The sequence below is a fragment of the Streptomyces bambusae genome (assembly GCF_019400985.1).
Taxonomy (GTDB): Bacteria; Actinomycetota; Actinomycetes; order Streptomycetales; family Streptomycetaceae; genus Streptomyces; species Streptomyces bambusae_A.
Genome location: NZ_WTFF01000227.1, coordinates 1 through 12,307 on the forward strand (window position 1 = coordinate 1; position 12,307 = coordinate 12,307).

Annotated in this window: 7 protein-coding genes and 2 pseudogenes; 7 read left to right on the forward strand and 2 right to left on the reverse strand. The window is 73.1% G+C overall.

Going from position 1 to position 12,307, the window contains the following annotated elements; genetic code table 11:
• Positions 1-274, reverse strand: a pseudogene (locus GPJ59_RS25835) (zinc-binding dehydrogenase); the annotation flags it as partial.
• A 476-nt stretch (positions 275-750) separates the two neighbouring features.
• Here GPJ59_RS25835 and GPJ59_RS25840 point away from each other — a divergent pair.
• The 7 genes and pseudogenes from GPJ59_RS25840 to GPJ59_RS25870 form a co-directional block, all read left to right on the forward strand.
• Positions 751-1,134: pseudogene (locus GPJ59_RS25840) on the forward strand (ABC transporter permease subunit); the annotation flags it as partial.
• On the forward strand, positions 1,131-1,967 hold the full coding sequence (locus tag GPJ59_RS25845; RefSeq protein ID WP_219670094.1) for a carbohydrate ABC transporter permease: 837 nt from the start codon (positions 1,131-1,133) through the stop codon (positions 1,965-1,967). The pseudogene GPJ59_RS25840 and the gene GPJ59_RS25845, both read left to right, overlap by 4 nt.
• 96 nt (positions 1,968-2,063) lie before the next feature.
• Positions 2,064-5,087: an alpha-mannosidase gene (locus GPJ59_RS25850; protein WP_219670095.1), complete on the forward strand. Its 3,024-nt coding sequence runs from the start codon at positions 2,064-2,066 to the stop codon at positions 5,085-5,087.
• A 188-nt stretch (positions 5,088-5,275) separates the two neighbouring features.
• Complete coding sequence (locus GPJ59_RS25855; RefSeq protein ID WP_219670096.1) at positions 5,276-7,300, forward strand: NADPH-dependent 2,4-dienoyl-CoA reductase; 2,025 nt, start codon at positions 5,276-5,278, stop codon at positions 7,298-7,300.
• 41 nt (positions 7,301-7,341) lie between these two features.
• A complete protein-coding gene (locus tag GPJ59_RS25860; RefSeq protein WP_219670097.1) occupies positions 7,342-7,755 on the forward strand; it encodes a PaaI family thioesterase in 414 nt (137 codons plus the stop codon).
• A 251-nt stretch (positions 7,756-8,006) separates the two neighbouring features.
• Positions 8,007-8,741, forward strand: coding sequence for a DUF4142 domain-containing protein (locus GPJ59_RS25865; protein ID WP_308120486.1), 735 nt, complete (start codon positions 8,007-8,009; stop codon positions 8,739-8,741).
• 9 nt (positions 8,742-8,750) lie between these two features.
• Positions 8,751-10,175 carry a DUF1996 domain-containing protein gene (locus GPJ59_RS25870; protein ID WP_219670098.1) on the forward strand — a complete coding sequence of 475 codons (1,425 nt, stop codon included), beginning with the start codon at positions 8,751-8,753 and terminating at the stop codon, positions 10,173-10,175.
• Between the two features lie 282 nt (positions 10,176-10,457).
• Here the strand turns inward: GPJ59_RS25870 and GPJ59_RS25875 are convergent, their stop codons facing one another.
• Positions 10,458-11,759 carry a PucR family transcriptional regulator gene (locus GPJ59_RS25875; RefSeq protein ID WP_258024912.1) on the reverse strand — a complete coding sequence of 434 codons (1,302 nt, stop codon included), beginning with the start codon at positions 11,757-11,759 and terminating at the stop codon, positions 10,458-10,460.
• Positions 11,760-12,307: the final 548 nt, after the last annotated feature.

Consider the following 12,307-nt stretch of genomic DNA (forward strand, 5'->3'; position numbering starts at 1 on the left):
CCAGGCCGAGGCTGCCGGTAGGGCGCAGCGCCTGGAGCGCGTTGTTGATGAGCGGGGCCGAGGCCGTGGTGTCCAGGGCGTACTGCGCGCCGCCGTCGGTCAGCCGTCGGATCCGTTCGGGCAGTCCCGCCGTTGCGGCGGGCCGTGGGGTTGCACCCAACCGTTCTGCCAGGGCCCGTCCATTGGGAGGGCGGTCGACGGCCCCCGTCAGGCAGCCGGCGGCCGGGGGCGCGGGGCGGTGTTCTGCGGAACAGCCCCCCGCGGGGCCGGGCCCGCAGCCCGCCCCGGGACACTGCGGCCGGTCCGGCCCGGCGCCGGGCCGGGGACACCGCGGCCGGGCCGTCGCACCGGGCGTGGTGGACGCCGTACCTCTTCCTCGCCCCCGGCCTGGTGACGGTGGCGCTGTTCAGCCTGCTGCCGTTCGTCAACACCGTCGTCCTCTCCCTCACGGACGCCCGCAAGGGGCTCGGCTACCTGAAAACTGCTGAGTGCACCGGGCTTCGGTCCGGTGGTGAAGGCAGCCCCTGCGGAGCAGGGCAGGAAAAGCCGTTCCGCCGCCAGGGCGGAACGGCGTCCGGTAAGGTGGCCGAGTCAGGTACCGCCGGACGGGCGGGAACGGAGTCTTCGGACTCGAAAGCCTGTGGAGACTCGGTAAGACCGTCGGAAACGTCGGCACTGGTCGCTGAAGCAGGAAGCCGTGGTCGTGCCGCACCCAGCGGTACGGGCCAGAATCTCCCGGCTTCAACCGGGGGAGCGCGTCAATACATGGTCTTCTACCTGGCCGCCCTGGGGAACGTGCCGGCCTCCTTCCACGAGGCCGCCGCGCTCGACGGCGCCGGCGCCCTCCGCCGCTTCACCAGCATCACCATCCCCCAGGTGAAGCCGATGATGCTGCTGGTCGGCACCCTCTCCGCGGTCTCCGCCCTGCGGGTCTTCACCGAGGTCTACATCCTCGGGGGCGAGGGCGGCGGCCCCGGCGGCGGCGCCCGGACCCTGCCCTTCCTCATCCGCCAGGCCGGCCTCGGCTTCGCCGGCGAGACCGGGTACGCGGCGGCCGTCTCCATCCTGCTGTTCCTCCTCACCCTGGCCTTCAGCCTGCTGGGCCGGCGCCTGTCGAAGGGGGACGAGGAATGAGCGCCGGGCGGGGCCGCCACCGGGCGGCGGGCCTGGCCGGCCGGTACCTCGCGCTCAGCCTGCTGCTGGTGGTCATGGTCGGGCCCGTGGCCTGGCAGTTCTCGACCTCGCTGCGCGGCCGTACCGAGAACGTCTACGCCGGGGTGCTGCCTGCCCGGCCCACCCTCGACAACTACGTGCGCGTCGCCGAGTCCTTCCCGCTCCTGCAGTACGTTGGCAACACGCTCGTCGTCGCGGTGCTCGCCGTCGCCTCGAACACCGTCCTCGCGGCGATGGGCGGGTACGCCCTGTCCCGCCCCGGCTGGCGCGGGCGCAAGGCGGTGTTCACCGTGCTGGTGGCGAGCCTGATGTTCCCCTTCGAGTCCGTGATGGTCTCGATGTTCCTGATCGTGCGCGAGATGGGCCTGGTGGACACCCTGGTCGGGGTGTGGCTGCCCGGCGCGGTCTCCGTCCTCAACATCATGATCATGCGGGCGGCGTTCCTCGCGGTGCCGCGGGAGATCGAGGAGGCCGCCGTCCTGGACGGCGCCGGCGAGTGGACCCGCTTCCGGCGGGTCTTCCTGCCGGGGGCCAGGGGCGCGCTCGCCGTGGTCTGCATCACCAGCTTCATGGGCGCCTGGGACGACTTCCTGTGGCCCCTGCTCGTGCTCACCGGCAGCGAGCACTACACCCTCCAGCTCGGCCTGAAGTCCCTGGCCGGCGCCACCACCGTCAACGACCAGCGCGTCGTCGCCGCCGGCGCCATGGCGGCCCTCGCCCCGATGGTGCTCCTCTTCCTCGCCCTGCAGCGTTACTTCTTCAAGGGCGTCGGCGACGGAGCCGTGAAGACCTGAATCCCGTGAAGACCTGAATCCCGTGAAGACCTGAACCACCCCGCCGACGCCGGACGCGGAGCCGCGCCGTACCCCATCCGCCTGACTGGAGCCGCCATGCACGACGACCGCAGCATCACCGAACACCGGTTGCGCCGCGTCCTGAGGGAACGCGTCAAGCCGGCCGTCCACTCCCGCGCCGTCCCGCTGACCGTCGAGCGCTGGGACGTGCCGGGCGAGCCCGTCCCGGTCGCCGAGGGGCTGGCCGCCCCGTACGGGCCCTGCGCGGTCGGCGACCTGTGGGGGCCGGCCTGGGGCACCACCTGGTTCCGGGTCACCGGCACCGTCCCCGCCTCCTTCGCCGGCCGTACCGTCGAGGCCGTCCTCGACCTCGGCTTCGACCGGATGATGCCCGGTTTCCAGTGCGAGGGCCTGGTGCACCGGGCCGACGGCAGCGAGGTCAAGGCGCTGGGCCCGTACAGCGACTGGGTGCGGGTCGCCGACCGGGCCGAGGGCGGCGAGCGGATCGAGTGGTACGTCGAGGCCGCCGCGAACCCGGTGCTGGTCGAGCACGCGCCCACCTACGAGGGCGACCGGCGCACCAGCGGCGAGGAGCCCCTGTACCGGCTGGCCCGGATGGAACTCGTCGTCTTCGAGACCGAGGTCTGGGACCTGGTCCAGGACCTCGACGTGCTCGGCGAGCTGATGGGGGAGCTGTCCACCGCCGACGCCCGGCGGTACGTGGTCCTGCACGCGGTCGGGCGGGCCCTGGACGCCCTGGACCTCGACGACGTCCCCGGCACGGCCGCCGCCGCCCGCGCGGAGCTCGCCGAGGTACTGGCGACGCCCGCCGCCCCCTCCGCGCACCGGATCAGCGCGATCGGCCACGCCCACATCGACTCGGCCTGGCTGTGGCCGCTGCGCGAGACCGTCCGCAAGGTGGCCCGGACCACCGCCAACGTGGTCCAGCTGATGGACGGGCACCCCGAGTTCCGCTTCGCCATGTCCCAGGCCCAGCAGCTCGCCTGGATCAAGGAACACCGCCCCGAGCTCTTCGAGCGGATCAAGAAGAAGATCGCGGACGGGCAGTTCGTGCCGGTCGGCGGCATGTGGGTGGAGTCCGACACCAACATGGTCGGCAGCGAGGCGATGGTCCGTCAGTTCCTCTACGGCAAGAGGTTCTTCCTGGAGGAGTTCGGCATCGACACCCGCGAGGTGTGGCTGCCGGACTCCTTCGGCTACTCCGCCGCGCTGCCGCAGATCGTGAAGCTGACCGGCTCGCAGTGGTTCCTGACCCAGAAGATCTCCTGGTCGCAGACGAACGCCTTTCCCCACCACACCTTCTGGTGGGAGGGCATCGACGGCACCCGGGTGTTCACGCACTTCCCGCCCGTGGACACGTACAACAGCGACCTGGGGCCGGCGCAGCTGGCCCACGCCGCCCGCAACTACCGGGAGAAGGGCCGCGGTTCGCGCTCGCTGGTGCCCTTCGGCTGGGGCGACGGCGGGGGCGGGCCGACCCGGGAGCACCTCGCCCGGGCCCGCCGCCAGCACGACCTCGAAGGCTCGCCCCGGGTCGCGGTCGAACGCCCCGACGCCTTCTTCGACAAGGCCCGCGCCGAATACCCGGACGCCCCGGTCTGGGCGGGCGAGCTCTACCTGGAACTGCACCGCGGCACCTGCACCTCGCAGGCCGGGACCAAGCAGGGCAACCGGCGCAGTGAGTCCCTGCTGCGCGAGGCCGAGCTGTGGGCCGCCACCGCCGCCGTACGGGCGCCCGGCTACGCCTACCCGTACGAGGACCTGGAACGGATCTGGAAGACGGTGCTGCTGCACCAGTTCCACGACATCCTGCCCGGCTCGTCCATCGCCTGGGTGCACCGCGAGGCCCGCGCCACGTACGCGCGGGTGCGCGAGGAGCTGGAGGCCGTCGTGCTGGCCGCCCAGCTCGCCCTGGCCGGCCCGGGCAGCACCGAGCTGGTCTTCAACGGCGCCCCGCACCCCCGCCGCGGGGTCCCGGCCGGCGGCGCCGGCGTCCCGGTCACCGCGCTCGGGCCGGTGACGGTGGAGGAGCGGCACGGCGGCGGGCACGTCCTCGCCAACGGCCTGCTGCTGGTGGAGGTCGACGGCCGCGGCCTGGTGGTCTCCGCGTACGACCTCCAGGCGGGCCGCGAGGCGGTCGCGCCCGGAGCCGCGGCGAACCTGCTCCAGATCCATCCCGACCTCCCGAACATGTGGGACGCCTGGGACGTCGACGCCTTCTACCGCAACAAGGTCACCGACCTGGTGCAGCTCGACTCCCTGGAGGTCACCGAGAGCGGCCCGGACCGCGCCACGGTCGTGGCCACCCGCTCCTTCGGCGCGTCGAGGGCCACCCAGGCGGTGACCCTGCGCGCCGGGTCCAGGACCGTGGACCTCACCACCACGATCGACTGGCACGAGACGGAGAAGTTCCTCAAGGCCGCCTTCCCGCTGGACGTGAAGGCCGAACGGACCGCGTCCGAGATCCAGTTCGGCCACGTGTACCGGCCGACCCACACCAACACCTCGTGGGACGCGGCGAAGTTCGAGATCTGCGCCCACCGCTGGATCCATGCCGAGGAGCCCGGCTGGGGGGTGGCGCTCGCCAACGACTCGACGTACGGCCACGACGTCACCCGCACCGTCCGCGAGGACGGCGGCCAGACCACCACGGTCCGCCTCTCCCTGCTGCGGGCCCCGCGCTACCCCGATCCGGAGACCGACCAGGGCGCCCACACCCTGCGCCACGCCCTCGCGCCCGGCGCCACGCTCGGGGACGCGGTCCGCGAGGGGCACTGGCTGAACCTGCCCGAGCGCACCGTGCGCGGCGGCGGCCCGGTCGCCCCGCTGGTCGCGGTGGACGGCACCGCGGTGGTCGTCGAGGCGGTCAAGCTCGCCGAGGACCGCAGCGGGGACGTGATCGTCCGGCTGTACGAGTCCCGCGGCGGCCGGGCCTCGGCCGTCCTGACGGCGGGCTTCCCGGTGGCCGCGGCCACCGGCACCGACCTGCTGGAGCGGCCCCTGGCCGGCGCCGCGGTGGGGCCGCTGGGCGAGGGCGGCACGGTGCCGCTCTCGCTGCGCCCGTTCCAGATCGTGACCGTGCGGTTGCGGCGGACGTGACGGACGTGCGGCACGTGACGGACACGCGGCGCACGCGACGGACATGCGGCATGTGGCGGACATGCGGCACGTGACGCACATGACGACGTGACGTACGACGCACCCCAGCGATTATGCACCTAGTTGCATAAGGGCCGCCTCCTCGCTTACAACAGGGTGACCACCCCCGCGCGAGGAGGCGCCCGCCCATGACCCCCCAGAGCCAGTACCCGCACCTGCTGAGCCCCCTGGACCTCGGCTTCACCACCCTGCCGAACCGCGTCGTCATGGGCTCGATGCACACCGGCCTGGAAGAGCACCCCGGCGGGTTCGAGCGCCTCGCCGCGTTCTACGCCGAGCGCGCCCGCGGCGGCGTCGGCCTGATCGTCACCGGCGGCATCGCCCCGAACGACCGCGGCCGCCCCCTGGAGGGCGGCTCGCGCCTGACCACCGAGGCGGAGGCCGAGGAGCACCGGGTCATCACCGACGCGGTGCACGCCGAGGGCGGGAAGATCGCCATGCAGATCCTCCACTTCGGCCGCTACGCCTACCACAAGGACCTGGTCGCCCCCAGCGCCCTCCAGGCCCCCATCAGCCCCTTCGTCCCGCACGCGCTGACCGACGACGAGGTCGAGGAGACCGTCGAGGACTTCGTGCGCGCCGCGCGCCTGGCCAAGCTGGCCGGCTACGACGGCGTGGAGATCATGGGCTCCGAGGGCTACCTGATCAACGAGTTCATCGCCGCGGCCACCAACCGTCGCGACGACCGCTGGGGCGGCTCGTACGAGAACCGGGTCCGCTTCCCGCTGGAGATCGTCCGCCGCACCCGCGCGGCCGTCGGCGAGGACTTCGTCATCGTCTACCGCCTCTCCATGCTGGACCTGGTCCCCGGCGGCTCCACCCTGGACGAGGTCGTCCACCTCGCCAAGGAGGTCGAGGCCGCCGGCGCCACCATCATCAACACCGGCATCGGCTGGCACGAGGCCCGCATCCCCACCATCGCCACGTCCGTCCCGCGCGCCGCCTACACCTGGGTGACCCGCAAGCTCATGGGCGCCGTGAGCGTCCCCCTGGTCACCAGCAACCGCATCAACACCCCCGAGGTCGCCGAGCAGGTGCTCGCCGAGGGCCGTGCCGACCTGGTCTCGATGGCCCGCCCCTTCCTCGCCGACGCCGGGTTCGTCGCCAAGGCCCGGGCCGGCCGGCCGGAGGCCATCAACACCTGCATCGGCTGCAACCAGGCCTGCCTCGACCACACCTTCAGCGGGAAGATCACCAGCTGCCTGGTCAACCCGCGCGCCTGCCACGAGACCGAACTCGTCCTGGCCCCCACCCGGCTGAAGAAGCGCATCGCCGTCGTCGGCGCCGGCCCGGCCGGCCTCTCCTGCGCCGTCTCCGCCGCCGAGCGCGGCCACAGCGTCACCGTCTTCGAGTCCTCGGACCACATCGGCGGACAGCTCGACATCGCCCGCCGCATCCCCGGCAAGGAGGAGTTCGAGGAGACCATCCGCTACTTCGGCACGCAGCTGAAGGCCCACGACGTCGAGGTGCGCCTGGGCACCCGCGCCGACACCGCCGCGCTCGCCGGCTACGACGAGGTGGTCGTCGCCACCGGCGTGACGCCCCGCATCCCCGAGATCGAGGGCCTCGACCACGCGTCCGTCGTCAGCTACCTGGACGTCCTGCGCGACGGCGCCCCCGTCGGCCGCCGGGTCGCGATCCTCGGCGCCGGCGGCATCGGCTTCGACGTGGCCGAATACCTCACCGACAGCGGCGAGGGCGCGGGCCGGGACCCGGAGGTCTACTTCCGGCACTGGGGCGTGGACACCTCCTACAGCGGCCCCGGCGGCCTCGGCGCCCCCGAGCGGCCCGAGCCGCCGCGCCAGGTCCACCTCCTCCAGCGCAAGACCACCAAGGTCGGCGCCGGCCTCGGTGTCACCACCGGCTGGATCCACCGGGCCGAGATCAAGCACCGCGGGGTCGTCACCGTCGCCGGCGCGGCCTACGACCGCATCGACGACGAGGGCCTGCACATCACCGTGGACGGCGAACAGCGCCTGGTCCCGGCCGACACCGTGGTCCTGTGCACCGGCCAGGAGCCGCGCCGCGGCCTGTACGACGAGCTGGTCGCGGCCGGCGTCAGCGCCCACCTGATCGGCGGCGCCGACGTGGCCGCCGAGCTGGACGCCAAGCGGGCGATCCGGCAGGGGACGGAACTGGGCGCCCGGCTCTGAGGTGTTGTGGCGGCCCGTCCCGGGCCGCCACAATCGCGTCTGTGACGCTGACACCGGCAGACGCCGACAAGATCCTCGCCGACCACTTCGCGCCCTGGGTCCAGGCCCTCGGCCTGACCGTCCAGGAAGCGGGGGACCACCGTGCCGTGCTGCGGCTGCCCTGGTCCGAAGCCCTGGCCCGGGACGGCGGCGGCCTGTCCGGGCAGGCCCTGATGGCCGCCGCCGACACCGCGACCGTCATCGCGATCGCTGGCGCCCGCGGCGGGTTCGTCCCCATGACCACGGTCCAGCAGTCCACCAGCTTCCAGCGCCCGGTGATCGGCGCCGACGTCCTGGTCGACGTGACCATCACCAAGCTGGGCAAGCGGATGGCGTTCGCGGACGTCACCATGACCGCCGAGGGCGACGCGGAGCCCGCCGCGAAGGCGTCCACGGTCTACGCACTGCTGGGCTGAGCCGGGCACGACGGACCACGAGCGCGCGGCACATCAGGAGCGCGCGGCACTTCTGAAGCACGGCGGCGCGGACCCGGGCGGCGGCGGGACTATATCAGCCGTCCGGGTCCCCTCCCGGATGTTTGTCCGATGGTGATGGTCTCGTGTCCGGGCCGCTACATCAGCACTAACGTCCCATCGCACCCCGGGAGTTCGGGCGTGCACCGTGCACCTCCCCTCCCCTCCCGGAACGTGGAGCGAGGAGGACACCTGTGCTGTTCCTGCGTCGACGGTCCACCAGCGGTCTGTCGGCCGCCACGAGATACGCCGTCGCGAGCGGCGCCGTCATCGGCGCGCTGACCCTGACACTGATCGCGCTGCTCATCCCCATGGACGCGTACCGGGGGCGGGCCGCGGCGGCCACGGGAGCGGCCGCCGGCGCACCGCCGGGCGACGACGGCGCCGGCACCATGAGCACCCCCTACGGGCCGCTGACCGCCCAGGACCGGGACTTCGTCCGCAAGGTGCGCCTCGCCGGCCTGTGGGAGCTGCCGGCGGGCCGACAGGCCCAACAGCGCGGCACCCGCGCCTCGGTACGGCACGCGGGCGACCATCTCGTCGAAGGCCACACCGAGTTGGACCGCCGCGTCATCGAGGTGGGCCAGGCCCTCGGACTCGACCTGCCCAACCAGCCCAACGAGCAGCAGCAGGGCTGGCTGGCCGAGCTGAACCGGGCCCAGGGCGACGACTACGAACGCCGCTTCGTCCAGCTGCTGCGCATGGCGCACGGCAAGGTCTTCGCCCTCGTCGCGCAGGTGCGCGCACAGAGCCGCAACACCATGGTCCGCCAGCTGGCCACGGACGCCAACTCCACGGTCCTCGACCACATCACGGTGCTGGAGGACACCGGCCTGGTCGACTTCGACGCCATCGCCGCCTCCGCGTCCGCACCCGCCACCCCGCCCTCCTCCACGGGCCGCACCTCTCCTGTCCGTACGACGAAGTGAAGTGATCGCATGAGCCGACAGGGCCACAAACGCCCTCGATTGTCCCGCAAGGCCCTCGCCCTCACGGCCGCCCTGATCCTGGGGGCCGGCGGCGTCACGGTCATCGCCCAACAGGCCTCCGCCGGCATCGCGGGGCGTGACGGCAGCCGTACGGGGGCCGCCATGACCCTCACCATCGACTGCCCCGACGTCGGTGACCGGCTGCGCGACGTACCGCAGCCGGTCAGGGCGGAGGTGGACGAGAACCTCGCCCAGCTGGACGCCCAAGTCGCCGACGCCTACACGAAGTTGGCCTCCGATCAGACCGGTCAGACCGGCCGGACCGGTTCCGGGCAGGCGGCCGGCGGGCGTCAGGACAGCCTGCTGGAGGAGCTGCGCGGCCGGCGCGGGGAGACCATCGGCCGGGTGGCCGACGCCATCGGGCGGGTCACCCAGCGCCCCGAGGGCCTCCAGGGGCTGAGCTCCTGCCGGATGATGAAGGCCTCGGTGGAGGCGCCGGCGCAGGCGGCGGGCGCCGACGGAGCGGCGCAGGCCGCCGCGGGCAGCCGGAAGGGCGGACCGGCCCGCAGCGACTTCGTGGACATCACCACCGTCAAGCCCAACGTACGCAAGCCCGCCCGCGCGGCCGGCGCCTCCACCGGCTCCTTCAGCAGCCGCTGCGGACGCAACGAGAACGGGCACTTCAACCCCGACAACGTGATCGTCGCACCGGGCGTCAGCAACGGCGCCCACCACATGCACGACTACGTCGGCAACGTCTCCACCGACGCCTTCTCCACCAACGACAGCCTCGCCGCCGCCGGCACCACCTGCTCCAACGGCGACCGCTCCACGTACTACTGGCCGGTGCTCCGGCTGCGCGACGGCCGCGCCGAGCGCGACGCGAAAGCCCCCGGCGGCGGCAAGGACGGCAACGTCGGCACGATCCTCAAGCCCAAGCAGGTGACGATCGACTTCCAGGGCAGCCCCGTCGGACAGGTCACCGCCATGCCCCGCTTCCTGCGCGTCATCACCGGCGACGCCAAGGCCCTCACCAACGGCAACGGCAACGCCAACGCCTCGTGGAGCTGTACCGGCTTCGAGGACCGGCAGCTGAAGGACAAGTACCCCCTCTGCCCCAAGGGCAGCGACGTCGTCCGCACCTTCCGCTTCCAGAGCTGCTGGGACGGGCGCAACATCGACAGCGCCAACCACCGCACCCACGTCGCCTTCGCCGACCGTGACGGCCGCTGCAAGAAGGGCTTCAAGGCCGTGCCGCAGCTGGTCCAGCGCATCGTCTACGGCGTTCCGCAGGGCACGCGCTTCGCGGTGGACAGCTTCCCCGAACAGCTCCACAAGCCCGTCACCGACCACGGGGACTTCATCAACGTCATGCCGGACAACCTGATGGCCGAGGCCGTGCGCTGCATCAACAGCGGCCGCACCTGCCGCTGACCCGCCCCGCCCCCAGCCCCCGGCGCGGACGCGCCCCACCTCCCCATCGCCCGCGTCCGCCCGGGCCGGTGCCGGCCCGAACCACTCCTCGGGCCGGCACCTCCTCATGCCGCGAGCACCCGCCTCGGCCATCCGCTCCGGCAGGCCGCCCCCGGTACGACGCCCCCGGTACGACGGAGGCCCTCCCCCATGAAGCACGGGGGAGGGCCGTCGGTTCGGATCGGTCCGGTTCGGCTCGGTTCCGTTCGGTTCGGATCGGGCCGGGAGGGATCGGCTACGTCGTCACAGTCCGTTGACGCGGGCCATCCGGCCGATGCCCAGCGGGCGGAACTCCGTGGTGACGGGGCGGACCCTGCGGCTCACGCGTGAGTGCTGGCGCCGAACCTGCGCCATCAGCCGGCGGCTGCGCAGCGCCATCTCCAGTTCGAAGCGGGTCCGCGGATCCCGCAGCCCGGGGCCGAAGAGCTTCTCCAGCTGCCGCATCCGGTAGCGCACGGTCTGCGGGTGCACGCTGAGCGCCTTCGCGGCCTCGGGGGCGCCGCCGCCCTCCAGCCAGGCGAGCAGGGTGACTTCGAGGCGCTCGCTCTGGCGCGGCGTCAGGTCCGCGAGCGGGCGCAGCCAGCGGGCCGCCAGGGCGTGGGCCAGGGGTTCGTCCTGGAGCAGCATGAGGGTCGACAGGTGGTCGTCCACGAAGACGGCCCGCGTGTCCAGGCCGGCCCTGCCGGGGGACAGGGCGAGCAGCCGCATCGCCCAGCGCAGCGAGGACGCGGTGTCACGCACGGGGACGGGATGCCCGACGGCGGCGAACCGGCCGCGCAGGGCCGTTTCGAGAGGTACCCGGACGTCGTCGTCGAGGCTCGGCACCAGCAGGCACGGCTGGCCGCCGACCATGCCGGCCAGACCGTCGTCCAGCACGGCGGCCAACTGCTGGGTCTCGCCCGGCGTGGCCAGGGCCACGGCCCGGACCGCCGTCGGCAGCGGCCAGCCGGCCGCCGCCGCGAGCTCCGCCACAACGTTGTCAGCCGGCCCCGGCTCGGCGGTCAGGGCGAGGAAGAGCTCCTGGCGGGCCCGGTCGAGCGGCAGGGCCGCCATCTCCACGACGGCGCACCGGGGTTCGTCGTGGCCGCGCACCCGCTCGTGCGGCTGGTCCTGGCCACCGGGGGCGTGGTCCTGCCCGTGCCCGGAGGCCGGCGCGGGGCCGCCCCCGGCCTCGTACGCGGCGGGGGCGGCGCCGAGAGCGGGGGCCGGTACGGGGGCGGAGACGGGGACGGGCCGCCCGTGGCCGTCGTACGCACAGTCGTACGTGTCGCCGTCCGCGTCACAGTCCGCGTCGCAGTCCGCACGGTCGGCGGTGTGCGGCGGGCGGTAGCCGAGCGCCCCGAGCAGGGCCTCCTCGACCGCCTGGATGAGGAGTTCGTCATCGACGTCTTCGCCGAGCGCCGCGAGTTCGGGAGAACCATGCAGAAGCTCCTCCACTATCCTGGCGGCCAGCGCGGGCAGTTCCTTGCGCAGGACGCGGGTCCACTCGCCGCGCGGGCGGGACCAGATGCGGTTCAGAAGTTCGCACATCATTACCTCGTTCATGCCGGGTAGGGCCTGCCGGCTGGGGGAGTGACAGGCCCGCCGAGGCCTCGTCCGTGGTGCCGAACCATGGGATGCGGCACGGGAGTTGATGCCTCGTACTCCCTCCTGGAGGGTGCTCCCGGTGACGTTCCCGCGGTTGTGCCGGGGTGCTGCCGCCGGGGGCGCGCGGGCGGCGGTCGAGGCTGTTCTCCTGTCCCTGCCGCACCACTGGAACCGAATCCTCCGTGGTTACACGATGTGATGGCGACGCGGGTGCGAGAACTTGTCACATTTCGATAAATCCTGTGGAGACGTTGCGAAGCTCCACGATGCTTCTGACACTCCGGCCCCGGCGCGTGGAACCCACGGCGCGGCCCGCGGAGTTCCGACTACAACCCCGGCCTGCCGAGCACGAGGTGGAGCCTCGGCACCCGGGCGCACGGGAGAACTCGATGCCCCTGTCCCAGACGCACCTGCCCCGCACCCACAGGGCCCGCCGACGAAGGCGCCACGCCGGGGAGACGCGGCCCGCCACCGGCCGGCGCGCGGTCCGCCGGCCGCCCCTGCTG